Consider the following 17,982-nt stretch of genomic DNA (forward strand, 5'->3'; position numbering starts at 1 on the left):
GGGACCGCCTGCGTCGGTGCCCTTGAGGCCGGCGAGGACCTGCTCGCGGGTGGGGCCGGCTGGCGGTCCCGGCGGGGCGACGGCGGGTGGGGTCCACCTGTGCGGAACGGACACGGTACCTCCTAGGCGCTGCGTACCCGGTGGCCGTTCGTGGCGGCCCGGGTGTCCACGGTGGTCGGGTCGCGGGTTGCGCGCCCGGCCTGCCTCCACGCCATCGTGGCACGGTCCGCAAGATCCGGCGGGGTCGTCGCACAGACGACGGCACCGCGACCCGGTGGGGCCCGCGGTGCCGTCGTGGTCCGGGTCAGCCCTGCGGGTTGGGCGGTGTCCGGGGCTGCTGTGTGGCCTGCGGGGGTGCCTGCGGGGTCCCGGCGGTCGGGTCGGTCCAGGTCTGGCCGTTGGGCTGTGCGGGGCCGGGCGGGTCGTACGCGGTCGGGCCGCCGTACGGTCCTGCCGCGGCCTGCCCCGGCGTGTGCGGGATGCCCGCGGCGCCCTTGGCGGTGCGGGCGACGCCGTCGATCTGGCTCCGGTAGCGGCCCTTCGTCTGCTTGTCGACGAAGTCGGCGGCCTGGTCGACCATCTTGCCCGCCTGGTCCGGGTTCTTCTGGGCGTACTGGCGGGCGGCCGCGGCGGCCGCGGCGAGCAGCGCGAGCCTTCGTACGAGCTTGGCCATGACGGTCCTTTCGCGGAGTGCCGGAGACGTTCCCCGGCACCGGTCAGGTTGTCAACGCGCCCGGGGGCGCGAATGGTTCCGGCTACCCGTCCCGGTCACGCAGCAATCCCGCGAGTAAACGGAGGGTGATGTCATCCGAACGTGATGTTGGCTAGCTCCCGAACGGGTGAACCGGTGGCACGATGCCTCGGAGTTCGTCACACAGGGGAAGGTGTTCATGTTCGTCAGAAGGCTTCCGTCCGTCGTCACCGTCGCGGCTCTCGCCGCCGTGCTCGCCGGCTGCGGCGCCGGCGGCGACGGCAGCGGGGCCGCCGGCGGCGCTGCACCCACGAGCGCCGCCCCCGTCCCCGCCGTCACGTCCGATCCGGCACTCGCCGCCCAGGTCCCGGACTCGGTGAAGTCCGACGGCAAGCTCGTCTTCGGCACCGACGCGTCGTATCCCCCGAACGAGTTCACCGCATCGGACGGCACGACGATCATCGGGATGGACGTCGATCTCGGCAACGCGATCGCGCAGAAGCTGGGTCTCACCGGCGAGTTCGTCAACAGCTCCTTCGACGGGATCCTGCCCGGCATCGGCGCGGGAACCTACGAGGCGGGCATGTCGTCGTTCAGCATCAACGACGAGCGGGTCCAGGTCGTCGACATGGTCAGCTACTACTCGGCGGGTACCAGCGTCGGCGTGCGGGCGGGCAACCCGGACGGCGTGGTCGCCGACGACCTGTGCGGCAAGGCCATCGGGGTGCAGCGGGGCACGGTGCAGGTCGAGGACCTCGCCGCCCGCAACGAGAAGTGCGCCGCGGAGGGCAAGCCGGCCATCACCGTCTCGGAGTTCCAGCTGCAGACGGACGTGAACCTCGCGCTCGCCTCGGGACGCGTCGTCGCGATGCTCGCCGACTCCCCCGTCGTCGGCTACGCCGCGCAGCAGACGAACGGTCAGCTCGAAGCCCTCGGCGAGCCCTACGACGCCGGCCCGTACGGCATCGCGCTCGGCAAGAACCAGGGCGACTTCCCGAAGGCCGTGCAGGGCGCGATCCAGGCGCTCATCGCCGACGGCACGTACCAGGCGATCCTCGAGAAGTGGGGGGTCGCGAACGGCGCGATCACCACGTCGGAGATCCGGAGCTGAGGGTGGCCGACCCGGCCGGCTCTCCCACGCGACCGCCCGACATCGTCGCGGTGCCGGTCCGCCACCCGGGGCGGTGGGTGGCGATCGCGGCGCTCGCGGTGCTCGCCGCGATGCTGGTCAACTCCCTGCTCACCAATCCCCGCTTCGGCTGGCCGGTGGTCTGGGAGTACCTGTTCAGTCCGCCGATCCTCGCGGGGCTGCGCAACACGATCATCCTGACGGTGCTGTCGATGATCATCGGCATCGTCGGAGGGGTGGCGCTCGCGGTGATGCGGCTCTCGCCGAACCCGGTGCTCTCCAGCGTCGCCGCGGGCTACATCTGGCTGTTCCGGGGCACGCCGCTGATCGCGCAGCTGCTGTTCTGGAATTTCCTTGGCGCGCTCTACCCGCGGCTGTCGGTGGGCATCCCGTTCGGCCCGGAGTTCGCTTCGATCGAGACGAAGACGCTGATCAGCGTGTTCGTCGCGTCCCTGCTGGGGCTCGGGCTCAACGAGGCCGCCTACATGGCCGAGATCGTGCGCGCCGGCATCCAGTCGGTGGACCCGGGCCAGGCCGAGGCGGCCGGGGCACTCGGCATGTCGCGGCCGCAAGCCCTGCGGCGGATCGTGCTCCCGCAGGCGATGCGGGTGATCATCCCGCCGACGGGCAACGAGACGATCTCCATGCTCAAGACGACGTCGCTGGTCGTGGTCATCGCCTACTCCGAGCTGCTCACGTCCGCGCAGCGGATCTACTCGGCGAACTTCCAGGTCATCCCGCTGCTCATCGTGGCGGCGATCTGGTACCTGGCGCTGACGTCGCTGCTGACCGTCGGGCAGAGCTTCCTGGAGCGGCGCTTCGGCCGCGGCGTCACCCCGGACGTCACCGGGCCGCGGTTGCTGCGCCGCGCCAGGACGACGACGGCCTCGCCCGCGTCGCCCGCGTCGCCCGCCACGTCCCCCTCGCCTGCCGCGACGGTCCCGACCGAGGAGGAGACCAGATGAGCGCGCCGTCGACGCCGATGGTCGAGGCCGTGAGCGTCTGCAAGCGGTTCGGGTCGGTACAGGTGCTCGACGGGGTGGACTTCACCGTGATGCCCGGCGAGGTCGCCTGCGTGATCGGGCCGTCCGGGTCGGGCAAGTCGACGTTCCTGCGGTGCATCAACCACCTGGAGAGCATCAACGCGGGCACGCTCCGCGTCGACGGCCACCTCGTCGGGTACCGGGAGTCGGGCGGCAAGCTCTACGAGCTGCGCGAGTCCGAGGTGGCGCGCCAGCGCCGCGACATCGGCATGGTGTTCCAGCGGTTCAACCTGTTCCCCCACCGCACGGCCGCGGAGAACGTCATGGAGGCCCCGATGGTGGTGCGCCGCACCTCGCGCCGGGAGGCGCGGGAGCAGGCCGTCGCGCTCCTGGATCGGGTGGGGCTCGGGGAGCGCTGCGACGCCTACCCCGCGCAGCTGTCCGGCGGGCAGCAGCAGCGGGTGGCGATCGCGCGGGCGCTCGCGATGAAGCCCCGGCTGATGCTGTTCGACGAGCCGACCTCCGCGCTGGACCCGGAGCTCGTCGGCGAGGTGCTCGACGTCATGCGGGAGCTCGCCGCCGACGGGATGACGATGGTCGTCGTCACCCACGAGATGGGGTTCGCGCGGGAGGTGGCGGACAGCCTCGTGTTCTTCGACGGGGGCCGGGTGGTCGAGAAGGGCGCGCCCCGGGAGGTGCTGGCGAACCCGAGCCACGAGCGCACCCGGTCGTTCCTGTCCAAGGTTCTCTGAGCGCGGGCTACCGGGGCAGCCTGCCCAGGAGGAAGAACTCCGGGTTCGGTCGCAGGGCGGTGAGGTGCGCGAGCCGGTTCGACATGGCGAAGAGCGCGGTGATCGCTCCGACGTCCCAGATCTCGTCCTCGGACAGGCCCGCGAGCCGGGCGTCGTCCAGTTCGGCGTCGGTGAGAGACGCGGAGTCCGTCGCGATCAGCAACGCCAGGTCGACGATCGCGCGCTCCCGCGGCGAGAGCACCGCCGCCCACGGGTTGCTGGCCACCCGGTCGGCGATCTCCGGGTCCTTGGTGCGCACCCGCAGGATCGCCCCGTGCGCCACCACGCAGTACGTGCAGTGGTTCGCCCCGGACGTCGCGACGACGACGAGCTCCCGCTCGGCCTTGGACAGCCCGTCCGAGCGGTCCATCAGCGCGTCGTGGTAGTCGAGGAAGGCCCGCAGCTCCGCAGGCCTGTGGGCCAGGGCCAGGAACACGTTCGGGACGAAGCCGGACTTCTCGGCGATCGCGCCGATCCGCGTACGCAGATCCTCGGGCATGTCGGCAAGGGCGACCGTGCCGAACCGGCTGACCGGGTGCTGTTCGCTCATGGACATCGACGCTAGCCGTCCCCGGCGGGATCATGGGTCCGTGTCCGTGCCCGAGGAGTTCCCGCAGCGGCTTGCGCGGTGGTGCCGCGAGGCCGTGCCCGCGGCCGAACGCGCCCGCAGGCGGTTGGGCTGGGCGATCCACGAGGACGAGGTGCGGATCACGGACCGCCGCGCGCCCGAGTACCCCGAGCTGGCGGCGGCCTGGACGTCCACCCCGGTGGCGCGGCTGTGCTACCGCGATCCCGGACCCGGCCTGTGGTCGCTCTACCGGCCCGGCCCCGAGCCGGACCGGTGGGAACGCTTCGGGGTGCCCGGCAGCGACCCGTTCGCGCTGCTGGAGGGAGCCACGCGCTGACGGCGTGCTCAGCCGACCTGTGCCTCCCGCGGTGTCGGCACCGCGCGCGCGAGCGGCACCACCTCACCGCCGGCGTCACCGACGCCGCCCCGGATCACGAGGGCACCGGCGCGGCGCAGCACCGACAGCAGGCTCGGCGCCGGCGCGGCCTGGTCGTTCGGGGCCAGCACGGCCACCAGCCGCGGCGCGGCCGCGGTGAGCAGCAACCGCTCCACACCCAGCCCGGCAGCGCCCAGGACGAGGACGACGTCCGCGCTGTCCGCTGGCGGAAGCTGCGCGAGCAGCGCGTCCATCGGCACGAGGCACGCAGCACCGAGCCCGGCCGTCACCGCGCCCGGCTGGGTCCACGCGTCGGCGAGGGTGGGTGCGGTGGCCCGCAGGCGGGCCACCAGCGCGGCCTGCCGCTCACCGTCCCGGTGCTCGCGGCGGGCCGCGCCGAGCGCGTTCAGGGCCTCGGCGTAGGCGTGCGGGTCCCGCTCGCGCAGGGCGGCGACGGCCTGCGTGTGCTCGGGCGCGGTGGTCTCCGGCGGGGCGAGCTCGGCCAGCCGGTCCGCCAGCTCGTCCAGCTCGCGCTCGGCCTCCACGCCCGGGGTGCGATCGGCGAAGGCGAGGATCTCGGCGGCGACCCGGTCGGCCTGGTCCGCGTCCGGTGGGCGGATCGGCGAGTCCGGCCGCAGGAACAGCACGTCGTGGCGCAGCGTGGCCATGGAACGGGCCGCGGCGGCGATCTTGTCCAGCTCCTCGAGCAGGGCCGGGAGCAGGCTCACGTCGCGCGGTGCCGGAACTCCCAGCTCGCCGCAGTTGGCGACGATCCGCTCCAGCCGATCGGCCAGCTCACGGTGGCTCAGGATGAGCCGCAGCTCGGACTCGGACTCCGGGACCTCGCCCGCGACCCGGATCTGGGCGAGCACGGGCTGTGCGTCGCGTTGCTCGGGAGGGCGGAAGAACGAGCGCGGTCGCCCGCCGTCGCGCAGGAACTCGAAGTAGGAGAAGAGCACCTGGCGGCCCTCGTCGGTGAGCGGTTCCACGAACGCCACCGGTGGAGCGCCCTCGATGCGGGTGGCCGTCGTGACGGCCTGGGCGGCCTCCTCCCGGAGGCGGTCGAAGGTGGCGCGGTTGCGCTGCACCACCAGGTCGTCCAGCACGTTCCAGGTCCACCCTCCCGCCTCGCGCGGGCCGAGCGCCGCGAAGCGTTCCTGAACGCAGCGCGCGACCTCGACGATGGCCTCCATCCGCTCGGTGTCCACGTCGTCGAGCAGGTGGGCGATGACGTGCGATCCGGGATCGCCGGTGAGGCTGCGGACCCGCTCGCAGAGCGGGGCGACCTGCTCCAGCGGAGGCAGGGCCGACTCGTCGGGCAGCCGCTGACCCGGTCGCGCCTGGCGGGCGGCGGTGTCGGTGACGAGCAGCTTGCGCAGCTCCCGCAGCTCGGCGGGCGGCATCGCGGGCAGGCGACTCACGATCCGGTCCGTCACGGACTCCGGCAGCCGGGCGCGGACCGCGTCCAGCCCGGCGCTGTCCGGTGCGGTGACGAGGACGCGTCGGCCCGCGGTGAGCAGGGCCGTCACCGCGGCGGCGACCTCCGGTGCGGCGTGGTGCTCGAGGACGACGAGGTTGCGCACCTGCACCGCGTCGACGAGCGACTCGGGCTCGTCCACGGGCCAGCGCTGCGCGGGCGGGTCGGTGACGGTGGCCGCGAGGGACTCGGCGAGCCTGCGCACCCCTGCAGGGACGGCTCCGGCCTCGATCCGGCGACGGACCTGTGCGGCGGCGAGCGCGGTGGGACGGTCCGACCCGGCGGCCGCGATGCGGTCCACGAACACGCCCATGTCGTCCGCGTCGACCGTGCCGTGCGCCGCCTCCGCTCCGACCCCGTTCAGCACTGCTGCCACCTCCGACTGCCGCCACCGGGAGGCGACGGTCCCCCGCGTATCGCGGGTACTCCGCCCGATGTTCCATCCCTTCGCCGCCTGAGGGCAATCGGACGACGACGAACGGTCACCAACTTCGGTACGTGGTCACTCTAACGAGTGACATCTGTGGATTCCGTGCCGATGGACGCCTGAGGGCGCTCATGCGTGCCCCTCGGTGGCGTTCCTTCCGTCGAGCGGTGGTGTTTGTGCGACGAGCGGTTCGTGCGTGCCCGTGCTTGTCCGTGCGTGGTGCGATGCAGCGCCCGGTGACCACCCGAATCGGTGAACATTCGGCGCGTCAACTACCCGACGGGCTGCCCAGCAGTCCCCGGGTGCGTGACGTCGGCGTCATCGGTGCCGTCGGCGATTCGGCCCGCAACGGGATCCGTAGGGCGCCGCCGTGAGCGCGCGAACGGCCCGTACGGGACAAAGGTCTTCCCGTACGGGCCGTTCGCGAGGTCGGGCGCCGGTCGCCTAGAGGCCGAGGCGGAGCTTGAGGGCGTCCAGCTCGTCGCGCATCGAGGTCGGCAGCTTCGCGCCGACCTTCTGGAACCACTCCTCGATGAGCGGGATCTCCGCCTTCCACTCCTCGGCGTCCACCGCGAGGGCCGCGGCGATGTCGTCGGGCTCGGTGTCCAGGCCGGTCAGGTCCAGGTGCTCGGGCGCGGGCACGTAGCCGACCGGCGCCTCCTGCGCGGCGGCGGTGCCCTCCATGCGCTGGATGCACCACTTGAGGACGCGGCTGTTCTCGCCGAAGCCCGGCCAGAGGAACCGGCCGTCCGCGCCGCGGCGGAACCAGTTGACGTAGAAGATCTTCGGCAGCTTGTCCGCGTCGGCACCCTTGCCGACGTTCACCCAGTGCTGGAAGTAGTCGCCGACGTTGTAGCCGAGGAACGGCAGCATCGCCATCGGGTCGCGGCGGACCTCGCCGAGCCCGCCCTTGGCGGCGGCGGTCTTCTCCGAGGACATGGTGGCGCCCATGAAGGTGCCGTGCTGCCAGTCACGTGCCTCGGTGACCAGCGGGACCGTCGTCTTGCGGCGGCCGCCGAAGAGGATCGCCGAGATCGGCACGCCTCGGGGGTCCTCCCACTCCGGCGCGACCACCGGGCACTGCGCGATCGGCACGGTGTAGCGGGAGTTCGCGTGCGCGGCGGGCTTGCCGGAATCCGGCGTCCAGTCCTCGCCGGTCCAGGAGATCAGGTGCTGCGGATCGCCCTCCAGGCCCTCCCACCACACGTCGCCGTCGTCGGTGCGGGCGACGTTGGTGAACAGCGCGTTGCCCGCCTCGATGGTCTTCATCGCATTGGGGTTGGTCTTCCAGTTGGTGCCGGGTGCGACCCCGAAGAACCCGAATTCGGGGTTCACCGCGTAGAGCCGGCCGTCCTCGCCGAATCGCATCCAGGCGATGTCGTCCCCGATCGTTTCGGCGCGCCAGCCCGGAATCGTCGGCTGCAGCATCGCGAGGTTCGTCTTGCCGCACGCCGACGGAAACGCGGCGGCGACGTAGTACGCCTTGTCCTCGGGACTGATCAGCTTGAGGATCAGCATGTGCTCGGCGAGCCAGCCCTCGTCGTGCGCGATGGCCGATGCGATCCGCAGCGCGTAACACTTCTTTCCCAGGAGCGCATTGCCACCGTAACCCGAGCCGTAGCTCCAGATCTCGCGCGTCTCCGGGAAGTGGCTGATGTACTTGGTCTCGTTGCACGGCCACGGCACGTCCGGCTTGCCGGGCTCGAGCGGGGCGCCCACGGAGTGCAGGCACTTCACCCAGCGGTCCCCGAGACCCTCGAACAGCGGCGTGACGGTCGCGCCCATCCGGGTCATGATCTTCATCGAGGCGACGACGTACTCGGAGTCCGTGATCTCGACACCGAGCATGGGGTTCTCGGCGTCCAGGGGGCCCATGCAGAAGGGGATGACGTACATGGTGCGGCCGCGCATGCAGCCGCGGTACAGCTCAGTCAGCGTCGCCTTCATCTCGGCGGGCGCCACCCAGTTGTTCGTCGGGCCCGCCCCCTCCTCGTCGAGCGTGCAGATGAAGGTGCGCTCCTCGACCCGCGCCACGTCGTCGGGGTCCGACGCGGCCCAGAACGAGTTCGGTTTGCGGCGTTCGTCCAGCTTGACGACGGTGCCCGCGTCGACCAGCTTCGTCGTGACGCGATCCCATTCCTCGTCCGAACCGTCACACCAGACGACGCGATCCGGACCCGCGAGTTCGGCGACCTCGCGTACCCAGGACAGCAGCTGTGCGTTCTCGGTCGGCGCATCGTCGATACCTGGCACGATCACGGCTGTCACTTTGTCGCTCCGCCTCCTCGTTGGCGAGGCCGTACCCGGTCGGCCCCAGGAAATGCGGCCGCGCACCCGTTCGGCGGGGAACGGGTGTCACGGCGGCTGGGTGTTACCCGACCGTACCGCCGGACACCGGTTCGCCCCACCGTCGGCTGCTGTCGGCTGACTCACAAGAACGATTCGGGAATCGATTCAGAAGAACGATCGAAGTGTCCACCGGCACAAATCGGGCGCCACCGGATCGGCGGTGTGAGCCGGCGCGTGAGCGGGTACCCCGGAACACCTCGTCCGGGTCGCAACATGGAGGAAACATGTCCGCCAACGCCGAGTACATCACCGTCCTGGTGATCGCCATCGGCCTCACGGTGGTGGTCGGTCGCCTCCTCGTGGTGGCCGGGGAGCCGTACCTGCTCGAGGTCTTCCGGGACCGGAAGGTCACCCGGTCGGTGAACCGGCTGCTCTCGGTGCTCTTCCACCTCATCACCCTCGGGGTGCTGGCCATCATCTCGGCGGTCGACATCAGCCTCGACTCCCAGCTCCAGACCGTCGTGGTCAAGCTCGGCATCGTCCTGCTCGTGCTCGGCATCGCCTACGGCGTCTCGATGCTCGTGCTGATCCGGATCCGCCAGCGCCGCCAGGCAGACCAGATCTCCGCCGAGGTCAGCCACCGGCTCGCCGAGCAGGGCGCGCAGGGCATGGCGTCGCATCCCGACGACGTGCCCCTCGCGGGCGGGGCGGCCGGGAGCGTGCCCACGCAGCCGGCGCCGCACGTGCAGCGCTGACCGGGCGAGGGGCCGGCATGTAACCCCCGTGGTGCTCGCACGCACCCGTGGCGCCAGCACAGACCCCGTGGTGCTTGCACAGATGCCGTGGTGCTCGCACACACCGCCGACGGTATGTGTCGCCATCCGCGGGTGTGTGCGACCGGCAGCGTCGTGCGCCGCGAGCCCGGCACCGGGCCGCTCAGCCGCGGACGAGCAGCCAGTCGCTCGTGTGGCGGAACCAGGTGAACCGCTCCACCGGCCGCGGGTGGGCCACCCCGTCGCACAGGACCGTGGCCGGCAGGCAGCCGACCTGCACCGCACGCCCGATCGCCGCCCCACGTCCGCTGCGCGTGGTCTGCGGCACCGCCCGCACCGCGCCGGACGGCAGCCGCCGCCCGCGCCCGGCGCGCACCGCGACACCGTCCGGGGTCGGGGCCACCACCAGCCGCGGCGTGCGGCCGCGCAGCACCAGCGTCTCGTCGCAGTAGCACTCCCCGTGCAGCCCCCGGATCTCGCCGCGCCCGACGAGCACCCCGCCGACGTCGTCGCGCACGAGCGGTGCGGGCCGCGCGGTGCCGTGCAGCGCCAGCTCCCGCGCCGCCCGTCCGCGCGGCAGCCCCCATGTCCGGGCGGCGTCCGACGAGCGGTGGATCGACACGTACGCCACCTCGACGTCCAGCCGCTCGGTCCGCAGCAGCCGCACGAGGACGGCGGCGAGATCGGCGTCCGTTCCGGCCACGACCAGCCTGCGCGGCGTCATCTCGGCCAGCAACGGGTCGATGTCCGCCTTCCCCGGCCGCGGCGGCACCGCCGCCACCGGGAGGTCGCCGGGAAAGCCGGTGGCACAGGCGGCCTGCGCCGTGCAGGTCACGAGCAGCGCTGCCACGCCTGTGGAGGCCACGGTTCGGTTACCCTTTCGTCGGCCGACCGGGCGCCGAACCCGGCTCCGGCCACATCCCTGCACGACAGCCGCGGGATCGCCCGCGCCCACGATCCGGCGTCCTCCCTGCCCGGAGATTCGGAGACTCTCACATGCCCGCCATCGTGCTGATCGGAGCCCAGTGGGGCGACGAGGGCAAGGGCAAGGCCACCGACCTGCTCGGCGGGCAGGTGCAATGGGTGGTGCGCTACCAGGGCGGCAACAACGCCGGCCACACGGTGGTGCTACCCACCGGCGAGAACTTCGCGCTGCACCTCATCCCGTCCGGCATCCTCACCCCGGGGGTCACGAACGTGATCGGCAACGGGGTGGTGGTGGACCCGGGTGTGCTGCTCACCGAGCTCGCCGGGCTGGCCGAGCGGGGCGTCGACACGTCCCGGCTGCTGATCTCGGCGGACGCGCACATGATCATGCCGTACCACATCGTGATGGACAAGGTCACCGAGCGTTACCTCGGCAAGGCCAAGATCGGCACGACCGGTCGCGGCATCGGACCCGCCTACCAGGACAAGGTCGCCCGTATCGGCGTGCGGATCGCGGACGTGCTCGACGAGAAGATCCTGCACCAGAAGGTCGAGGCGGCCCTGGAGTACAAGAACCAGGTGCTCGTCAAGGTCTACAACCGCCGCGCCCTGGACGTCGAGGAGGTCGTCGACACCGTCCTCGGGCACGCGGGCCGGTTCGTCGACCGCATCGCGGACACCCGGCTGCTGCTCAACCAGGCGCTCGAGCGCGGCGAGACGGTGCTGCTGGAGGGCTCGCAGGGCACCCTGCTCGACGTCGACCACGGCACGTATCCGTTCGTGACGAGCTCGAACCCGACCGCGGGCGGCGCGGCCGTCGGCTCCGGGATCGGGCCCACCCGCATCGGGCGGGTCGTCGGGATCCTCAAGGCGTACACCACCCGTGTCGGGTCGGGGCCGTTCCCCACGGAGCTGTTCGACGAGTCGGGCGAGTACCTGCGCAAGACCGGCGGCGAGGTCGGCGTCACCACGGGGCGCCCGCGCCGCTGCGGCTGGTTCGACGCCGTCATCGGCCGCTACGCGGTGCGGGTCAACGGCATCACCGACTTCTTCCTCACCAAGCTCGACGTCCTGTCGAGCCTGGAGACGGTGCCGGTGTGCGTCGGCTACGAGATCGACGGCCGCCGCGTGGACGACATGCCGATGACGCAGACGGACATCCACCACGCGGTGCCGGTGTACGAGGAGCTGCCCGGCTGGTTCGAGGACATCTCCGGCTGCCGCACCTTCGACGAGCTGCCCGCGAACGCCCGCGCGTACGTGCAGCGCGTCGAGGAGCTCACCGGGGCGCCCGTCTCCGCGATCGGGGTCGGCCCCGGGCGCGACGAGACGATCACCCGCGAGCTCTGATACTCCCGGCCGTTCCCAGCCACGTGCGGTAGCGGATACCGTCACGGTCGGTCGGGGCACGGCTTGGGGAGGGGTCGCGCTGAGCAGGATGGTCGGCCCGTATCGGCTCGACGGTCTTCTGGGCCGCGGCGGTATGGGCGAGGTCTACCGTGCCTTCGACACGAGCCAGAACCGGGTCGTCGCGCTGAAGCTCCTGCCGGAGTCGGTGTCCGACGACGACGGCTTCCGCGCCCGTTTCCGGCGGGAGGCGGAGATCGCGGCGGCGCTGAACGAACCGCACGTGATCCCGATCCACCGGTACGGCGAGATCGAGGGCCGGCTGTTCATCGACATGCGGCTCGTCACCGGGGACGATCTCGGGTCGGTGCTCGCCACCGGAGGCGCGTTGTCGGCCGAACGAGCGGTCCAGATCGTCGAGCAGGTGGCGGCCGCACTCGACGCCGCCCACGCCGGTGGGCTGGTGCACCGGGACGTCAAGCCGTCGAACGTGCTGGTCAGCACCGTCCGCGACGGGCGACCGGACTTCTGCTACCTCGTCGACTTCGGCATCGCACGGTCGGTCACGGACCCGCTCGCCACGCGACTGACCGCGACGGGCGCGATGATCGGAACCCTCGACTACATGGCGCCCGAGCGGTTCGGCAGCGGGACGGTCGACCACCGCGTGGACGTCTACGCGCTGGCGTGCCTGCTCTTCGAGTGCCTGACGGCAGAGCCGCCGTTTCGCGCAGCCCACGTCGGCGCGCTCGTCCACGCGCATCTCTACGCTCCGCCACCGCGGGCGTCGGCGCGGTGCCCGACGGTCCCGACAGCACTCGACAGCGTGGTGGCCAGGGGGATGGCCAAGAATCCGGACGACCGGTACCAGGATGCGGGCCAGCTGGCGGCGGCCGCCAGCACCGCTCTCGCCGCGCCGCGGCCCGGCGGGGCGCCGGTCGATCTCGGTGCGTCGCCCACCGCGGTGGCGGCAGCCGAGGCCGCGACGATCACCGAGACCCGAGATGCGCCGACCGATCCTGACGCGGTGGTCGTCGCGGCATACTCGTTGCGACAGCGTCGCCTCCTCCATGCCGATCTCGCCGCCGCCTGCGCGCCGCTCGTCCTGATTGGCTCGGTGGCCGTCAGCAACCCGGCGCAGCCGTGGTGGCCGATCGCCCTGGCGGCACTCCTCGGATTCGTGCTGCGGATGTGGTCAGGGGGTCTGACGGCAGCGACGGCCCCGGCGGCGGCGCTGATGGCGGCCTACGCCTCCTGCGTGGCCGTCGTCGGGACCATGGCGAGCCAGACCACCAGCGACGACGAGTTCCTCGGCGCCGTGGTCGCGGTCGGCGTCCTCTCCGTACCGGTCGTCCTCGTCCTGGCGTCGGGAATCTGGCGCGCCCTGAGGAGCGACGGACCGTGGCGCGGCCTGTCGACGGCCGCGGACCGTGCCGTGTGGGTCGTGTGGTCGCTGTCCGTCGCCGCGCTGGCCGTGGGGATTGCCGTCTCCCACGGCTGGCCGGTGGCAGTCGCGATCCTCCTCGGCAGCGCGGGGCTGGCCGTCGTCCGATGGCTCGCGAACGGGCCCGAGGCCCCGTGGCGGGGAGTCGGGCTCTCGGCGAGTGCGGCCTGGTTCGTGGGTCTCGTGTTCGTCCGCGTGATGGCGGGCGGGCCGGAGACCGACCAGCTCGTCACCTACCTTCCGCTGGTCCCCGTCGCCGCGCACGTCGTGCTCGTGGCGCGTGCGTTCCGGGTCGGCGACGGAGGGCTCGTGGCCGTGCGCCGACGACGGCGAGCGCTCCAGGTGGCCGTGGCGGCCGGAATCGCCGTGCTCTCGGCGCTCGCGATCGAGGCGGGACAGCGCTCCGGCCTGGAGGGCACGTACCTGGTGTCCGGGCCGCCGACGCAGTGCTCGTACTCGGTGTGTGACGGGACGAGCTTCACCGACACCTGGGAGGTGTCGGGCTGTACGGCCGAGGCGTGCACGATCTCCAGCGGCAGTTTCGCCGGCCCGGCGGCGTTCGTGCGCGGCGCGGCCGGATGGCAGGCGAGCGGTTCATGGGCAACTCCGGCGACCTCCACCGCAGCCTGCGAGGTGAGGTATCTCTTCCGGCTGCAGGTCACCGATTCGGCCGGGGCGTTCGGGCACACCATCTCCGGCACCCTCGTCCAGGAGTCGCCGGAGACCGCGTGCTCCGCATACTCGTCGACGACGTACGAGATCTCCGGCCGCCGGAGCTGACGCTCAGGAGGCGCAGGCGCCCGTGTCCACCGCCCGTGTGCGTCCCTGTGCCTGCTGGAACGCCGCCTGCACCTGCTCGGAGGTGAGCACGAAGCCCGTCTCGGAGTCGTCCAGCGCCGCACCGAACACCACGCCGACCACCTCGCCCTGCGGGTCGATCATCGGGCCGCCCGAGTTCCCGGACTGCACCTTGGCGCGCACCGTGTAGACGTCGCGGCTGACCTCGCCGTTGTCGTAGATGTTCGGACCGTTGAGCTGGATCCGCTGCCGGATCTTCGCCGGGGCGGCCGTGTACGGACCGTCGAGCGGGTAGCCGATGACGATCGCGTCCGAACCCACGTCGGCCACCTCGCGGTCGAACGGCAGCACGTCCGCGTCCAGGTCCGGCACGCGCAGCACCGCGACGTCCACGTTCGGGTCGTAGACGACCACCCGGGCGTCCAGCGAGGTGATCCGGCCCCGCGAGTTGCGCACCTCCACGCTGGTGTCCGACGTGCCCGCGACGACGTGCGCGTTCGTCATCACCAGCTGCGGCGCCACGACGAACCCGGTGCCCTCCAACTGCCGCGAGCAGGACGGGGCGCGGCCGCGGACCTTGAGGATGCTGTCCTCGACCTGGTCGACGATCGCGGCGTTGCGCAGCGCCGGGTCCGGGGGCCCGACGGCGACGATCGGAGTCTCGGCGAACGGGTCGAGGACGTTCGGGAAGCCGGAGTTGTCGAGCAGTTCCCGCAGCTCGCGCGGCAGTGCACGGGCGGAGGCCGGCATCACCGCGTCGACGGCCTTGAGGACCTCCGATCCCTTCACCCCGGCCGCGATCCCGGGCACGCTGGCCGAGGCCAGCGGCAGCGCGACCAGCCACGCCGCCACCACCACCGTGATCGCCTGGAGGATCGAGCCGAGCGTGGAGTCCACGGCCAGGCTCACGTCGCCGTTGATCCGGTCCCGGATGTGCCGGCCCAGGTAGACGCCGGTGGTCTCGCCGAGCGCGACGAGCGCCACGACGACCACGATGCTGACGATGATCCGCGTCGGCGCGGCCTCGAAGTTCGCGGCGAGCAGCGGTGCCACCCGGACGCCGATGATCGCCCCGCCCAGCACGCCGATGAACGACAGCAGCGCGACGGCCATCCCGTGGCGCCAACCGGAGATCCCCGCGATGACGGCGAGCCCGATGACGATGACGTCCACCCAGCTCACGAGCCCTCCTCGCCGGCAGCCGTCAGCCGCGTTCGCCCGCCTGCCGTGCTGAACGGTGAGCTCGCACGCTCGCTCACAGGGCCAGCGACCTCCTGCCGGCCCGCCCTCGCCGCGGACCACGCCTCGTCCAGATCGCGCACCCGGCCGGTGTTCCAGTCGCGTTCCCAGCCGCCGAGCCGCAACATCGCGGACAATAGGCCCCCCGTGAAACCCCAGACGAGCAGCCCCGCCACCAGGAACGCCGGGCCCGTGTAGCCGGAGGGATGCGCGACCTGGATCCGGTGTGCCGGATCGGCCAGCGTCGCCAGCGGTACCCGGATCACGGCGGCCGTCTCCCCCGGGTCCACGGCGTGCACCATCGACGGCGCGTGCCAGTGGGCGAGCACCGGCGTCACCACGAATCCCGACGGGGGGATGTACAGCTCAGGCAGCAGCGCGAGCGGCGTGACCCCCGCGGGGTCCAGGCCCGTCTCCTCCTCGGCCTCCCGCAGCGCGGTGGCGATCGCGTCGCGGTCGCCGGGATCGGCACCGCCGCCGGGGAACGACACCTGGCCCGCGTGCTCGCGCAGCGTGATGGCGCGCTCGGTGAGCAGCACGTCCGGCCCGTGCACGGGATCCTCGCCGAACAGCATCAGCACCGACGCGCGCCGCCCGCCGTCGGCCGGGGGCGGGATGCGGTGGATGCCGAGGACGGACGAGTCGATCCCACCCACCGCACCGAGCAGGGGGAGCAGCCACTCCGGGGCCTGCGCGCGGGTCATGCGAGTTCCGCGACGGCCCGCGCCACCTCGTCGGCGCTGCCGAACGGGATCGGCGGATCGACCCGGGCGACCGAGCCGTCCGCGCGCACGACATAGGTCATCGGCAGGGCGGGCGGCAGGTCGAGGGCGGCGGTGAGGGCGCCGTCGGGATCGGTGACCGACGGCAGCCGCACGCCGAGATCGGCGAGCAGGGCCAGGGCGGCGCGGGGATCGTCGCGGACGTCGACGCCGAGGACCGGGACCGCGCCGGGGCGCGCGGCGTACTCGGCCAGCGCGGGGAGCTCGGTACGGCAGGGGGCGCACCACGACGCCCAGACGTTGATCAGTGCGGGACGGCCGGCGAGGGCGGCCCCGAGGTCGACGGCGCGCTCCTCGCCGAGGCAGGGCACGGTGATGCCGGCGAGCGGTCCGGCGGGGGCGGCCCCGGTGGCTGCGGGGCAGGGGTCCAGCGCGGCTGCGGCGCGCAGGGGGGCGAGCTCGGCGGTGGGCAGAGCCGTCGGGAGAGCCGTCGGGAGAGCCGCGCCGTCGGCCGCTGCCGGGCGCGCCGGCGTGCCGCCCGGCCACAGCGCCCACACCCCGAACGCCGCCAGCAGCACGACCACGACGGTGCTGACCAGCCCCGCCCGCGACCGGGCCCGGTCGACCTCAGCGCTCACCGTGCCCCCGTCGACAACGACGTTGTGCAGCTCCGGAGGCCCTGTCGATCAGCGCAACGTCGTTCTCGACGGCCCGGCGCCCGGTCATGGGACGTCCCGCGCGCCGGCCGGTGACGCGGCGACATCGGTCGGGGCGCCGGCGAGCGCGAGCAGGCGCTCGCGCGAGGGCCCCTTGACCAGGGCGGCGGCCGTCACCGGATCCGTCGGGCCGGTGCCGTAGGACGGGCAGTCCGCCGCGAGCGTGCAGGCCCCGCACGCCGGCTTGCGCGCGTGGCAGACGCGGCGGCCGTGGAAGATCACCCGGTGCGACGTCATCGTCCAGTCGCGCTTCGGCACCAGCGCCCCGACGGCATGCTCGACCTTCACCGGGTCCTCCTCCGCCGTCCAGCCCCAGCGGCGCACGAGCCGCCCGAAGTGGGTGTCGACGGTGATGCCGGGGATGTCGAAGGCGTTGCCGAGGATGACGTTGGCGGTCTTGCGGCCGATCCCGGGGAGCTTCACCAGCTCGTCCAGGGTGTGCGGGAGCACCCCGTCGTGGCGCTCGACCAGGGCCCGGCCCAGCCCGATGAGCGAGTTGGCCTTGTTCCGGAAGAAGCCGGTGGAGTGGATCTCCTCCTCCAGCGCGGCGCGGTCGGCCTGCGCGTAGTCCAGCGCGGTCGGGTAGCGCGCGAAGAGCTTCGGCGTGACCGTGTTGACGAGCTTGTCCGTGGACTGCGCCGACAGGATCGTGGCGACGGCCAGCTCCAGCGGCGTGGTGAAGTCCAGCTCGCAGTGCGCGTCCGGGTGCGCCTCGGCGAGCGCCCGCAGCATCCGCCCGACGCGCCGAGCCCTGCCGAGCGGGCTCTCACCCGCCGCGATCCGCTCGGCCAGCTTCGCCGCGTGCGCCGCCGTGGGTCGGACGGCGGGTCGGGCAGCGGGTCGGGAGGCGGGTCGGGAGGCGGTGGTCACGCCGCCGAGCGTACGGGCGCAGCGGATCCCCGTGCCGTACGCCCGGACCTGCCGTCATGGTCACGAAAGGGTTACGGGGTGCGGGCGCGCGGCCCCCGGCGAGACGGTGCCCACCCTTGTGCGAGACGATGCCTTTCGCCATGACTGCCTGGTTGACCATCCTCGTCCCCCTCCTCGTGATGTTCTTCGCCCTCGGGATGGAGCGCGTCGAGTCGAGGCTGCGGGAGTCCACGGTGCGCCCGGACGAGCTCGAGCAGATGCTCGAACGCCCCCGGCCGGACGAGCTGCGAGCGCTGTTCCGCCAGGGCACGGGCCGTGCCCTGGAGCTGTTCCGGCTCCGCGCGCGGGCCCCGAAGCTGCGGCGGAGGAGCAAGGTCTCGTCCTGATCTTCCGCTGAGTGGCATGTGCACCGCCC

Annotated in this window: 17 protein-coding genes; 8 read left to right on the forward strand and 9 right to left on the reverse strand. The window is 72.5% G+C overall.

Features of this window, described 5'->3' with window-relative positions:
* Positions 1-304: 304 nt before the first annotated feature.
* A complete protein-coding gene (locus tag AB7J25_RS17455) occupies positions 305-673 on the reverse strand; it encodes an antitoxin (RefSeq protein ID WP_428510292.1) in 369 nt (122 codons plus the stop codon).
* A gap of 217 nt (positions 674-890) precedes the next feature.
* On the opposite strand from AB7J25_RS17455, the gene AB7J25_RS17460 reads away from it, so the two are divergent.
* From AB7J25_RS17460 to AB7J25_RS17470, 3 genes are read left to right on the forward strand one after another with little or no spacing between them, the layout of a single operon-like run.
* Positions 891-1,802 carry an ABC transporter substrate-binding protein gene (locus AB7J25_RS17460; protein ID WP_428510294.1) on the forward strand — a complete coding sequence of 304 codons (912 nt, stop codon included), beginning with the start codon at positions 891-893 and terminating at the stop codon, positions 1,800-1,802.
* 2 nt (positions 1,803-1,804) lie between these two features.
* On the forward strand, positions 1,805-2,785 hold the full coding sequence (locus AB7J25_RS17465; protein WP_428510296.1) for an amino acid ABC transporter permease: 981 nt from the start codon (positions 1,805-1,807) through the stop codon (positions 2,783-2,785).
* Positions 2,782-3,555 carry an amino acid ABC transporter ATP-binding protein gene (locus AB7J25_RS17470; RefSeq protein WP_428510298.1) on the forward strand — a complete coding sequence of 258 codons (774 nt, stop codon included), beginning with the start codon at positions 2,782-2,784 and terminating at the stop codon, positions 3,553-3,555. Before AB7J25_RS17465 ends, AB7J25_RS17470 begins: the two co-directional genes overlap by 4 nt.
* Positions 3,556-3,562: 7 nt before the next feature.
* On the opposite strand, the gene AB7J25_RS17475 is transcribed toward AB7J25_RS17470, so the two are convergent.
* Entirely contained in the window at positions 3,563-4,144 is a 582-nt protein-coding gene (locus tag AB7J25_RS17475; RefSeq protein ID WP_428510300.1) for a peroxidase-related enzyme, read from the reverse strand.
* A gap of 40 nt (positions 4,145-4,184) precedes the next feature.
* Here AB7J25_RS17475 and AB7J25_RS17480 point away from each other — a divergent pair, with 40 nt between their 5' ends.
* Positions 4,185-4,499, forward strand: a complete 315-nt coding sequence (locus AB7J25_RS17480) for a hypothetical protein (protein WP_428510302.1) — start codon at positions 4,185-4,187, stop codon at positions 4,497-4,499.
* 8 nt (positions 4,500-4,507) lie between these two features.
* Here the strand turns inward: AB7J25_RS17480 and AB7J25_RS17485 are convergent, their stop codons facing one another.
* A complete protein-coding gene (locus AB7J25_RS17485) occupies positions 4,508-6,382 on the reverse strand; it encodes a hypothetical protein (RefSeq protein WP_428510304.1) in 1,875 nt (624 codons plus the stop codon).
* Positions 6,383-6,886: 504 nt separating this feature from the next.
* Positions 6,887-8,710, reverse strand: a complete 1,824-nt coding sequence (locus tag AB7J25_RS17490; RefSeq protein WP_428510306.1) for a phosphoenolpyruvate carboxykinase (GTP) — start codon at positions 8,708-8,710, stop codon at positions 6,887-6,889.
* A gap of 305 nt (positions 8,711-9,015) precedes the next feature.
* Between AB7J25_RS17490 and AB7J25_RS17495 the strand changes: the two genes are divergently transcribed.
* Positions 9,016-9,486, forward strand: coding sequence for a hypothetical protein (locus AB7J25_RS17495; protein WP_428510308.1), 471 nt, complete (start codon positions 9,016-9,018; stop codon positions 9,484-9,486).
* 181 nt (positions 9,487-9,667) lie between these two features.
* Here the strand turns inward: AB7J25_RS17495 and AB7J25_RS17500 are convergent, their stop codons facing one another.
* Positions 9,668-10,369, reverse strand: a complete 702-nt coding sequence (locus AB7J25_RS17500; protein WP_428510309.1) for a hypothetical protein — start codon at positions 10,367-10,369, stop codon at positions 9,668-9,670.
* A gap of 131 nt (positions 10,370-10,500) precedes the next feature.
* On the opposite strand from AB7J25_RS17500, the gene AB7J25_RS17505 reads away from it, so the two are divergent.
* Positions 10,501-11,781 (forward strand): adenylosuccinate synthase, encoded by a 1,281-nt coding sequence (locus AB7J25_RS17505; protein ID WP_428510311.1) that lies wholly within the window; start codon positions 10,501-10,503, stop codon positions 11,779-11,781.
* 88 nt (positions 11,782-11,869) lie between these two features.
* Positions 11,870-14,002, forward strand: a complete 2,133-nt coding sequence (locus AB7J25_RS17510; RefSeq protein ID WP_428510313.1) for a protein kinase domain-containing protein — start codon at positions 11,870-11,872, stop codon at positions 14,000-14,002.
* Positions 14,003-14,005: 3 nt separating this feature from the next.
* On the opposite strand, the gene AB7J25_RS17515 is transcribed toward AB7J25_RS17510, so the two are convergent.
* The 4 genes from AB7J25_RS17515 to nth form a co-directional block, all read right to left on the reverse strand.
* Positions 14,006-15,202 (reverse strand): MarP family serine protease, encoded by a 1,197-nt coding sequence (locus AB7J25_RS17515; RefSeq protein ID WP_428510314.1) that lies wholly within the window; start codon positions 15,200-15,202, stop codon positions 14,006-14,008.
* Positions 15,199-15,963, reverse strand: a complete 765-nt coding sequence (locus tag AB7J25_RS17520; RefSeq protein WP_428510316.1) for an NUDIX hydrolase — start codon at positions 15,961-15,963, stop codon at positions 15,199-15,201. Before AB7J25_RS17520 ends, AB7J25_RS17515 begins: the two co-directional genes overlap by 4 nt.
* On the reverse strand, positions 15,960-16,619 hold the full coding sequence (locus AB7J25_RS17525) for a TlpA family protein disulfide reductase (protein ID WP_428510318.1): 660 nt from the start codon (positions 16,617-16,619) through the stop codon (positions 15,960-15,962). The genes AB7J25_RS17520 and AB7J25_RS17525 overlap by 4 nt, the downstream gene beginning before the upstream one ends.
* A gap of 84 nt (positions 16,620-16,703) precedes the next feature.
* Positions 16,704-17,429, reverse strand: coding sequence for an endonuclease III (gene nth / locus AB7J25_RS17530; protein WP_428510365.1), 726 nt, complete (start codon positions 17,427-17,429; stop codon positions 16,704-16,706).
* 278 nt (positions 17,430-17,707) lie between these two features.
* Between nth and AB7J25_RS17535 the strand changes: the two genes are divergently transcribed.
* Positions 17,708-17,953 (forward strand): hypothetical protein, encoded by a 246-nt coding sequence (locus AB7J25_RS17535; protein WP_428510320.1) that lies wholly within the window; start codon positions 17,708-17,710, stop codon positions 17,951-17,953.
* The last annotated feature ends 29 nt before the right edge of the window (positions 17,954-17,982 follow it).

Origin of the sequence: Pseudonocardia sp. (assembly GCF_050246655.1) — a bacterium.
GTDB lineage: Bacteria > Actinomycetota > Actinomycetes > Mycobacteriales > Pseudonocardiaceae > Pseudonocardia.

Excerpts from the sequence above, each read along its gene's own strand:
- AB7J25_RS17460 (WP_428510294.1), top strand. The coding sequence starts at position 891 with ATGTTCGTCAGAAGGCTTCCGTCCGTCGTCACCGTCGCGGCTCTCGCC.
- AB7J25_RS17475 (WP_428510300.1), bottom strand. The coding sequence starts at position 4,144 with ATGAGCGAACAGCACCCGGTCAGCCGGTTCGGCACGGTCGCCCTTGCC.
- AB7J25_RS17495 (WP_428510308.1), top strand. The coding sequence starts at position 9,016 with ATGTCCGCCAACGCCGAGTACATCACCGTCCTGGTGATCGCCATCGGC.
- AB7J25_RS17510 (WP_428510313.1), top strand. The coding sequence starts at position 11,870 with ATGGTCGGCCCGTATCGGCTCGACGGTCTTCTGGGCCGCGGCGGTATG.
- AB7J25_RS17455 (WP_428510292.1), bottom strand. The coding sequence starts at position 673 with ATGGCCAAGCTCGTACGAAGGCTCGCGCTGCTCGCCGCGGCCGCCGCG.
- AB7J25_RS17505 (WP_428510311.1), top strand. The coding sequence starts at position 10,501 with ATGCCCGCCATCGTGCTGATCGGAGCCCAGTGGGGCGACGAGGGCAAG.
- AB7J25_RS17470 (WP_428510298.1), top strand. The coding sequence starts at position 2,782 with ATGAGCGCGCCGTCGACGCCGATGGTCGAGGCCGTGAGCGTCTGCAAG.
- AB7J25_RS17535 (WP_428510320.1), top strand. The coding sequence starts at position 17,708 with ATGACTGCCTGGTTGACCATCCTCGTCCCCCTCCTCGTGATGTTCTTC.
- nth (WP_428510365.1), bottom strand. The coding sequence starts at position 17,429 with ATGCTGCGGGCGCTCGCCGAGGCGCACCCGGACGCGCACTGCGAGCTG.
- AB7J25_RS17520 (WP_428510316.1), bottom strand. The coding sequence starts at position 15,963 with ATGACCCGCGCGCAGGCCCCGGAGTGGCTGCTCCCCCTGCTCGGTGCG.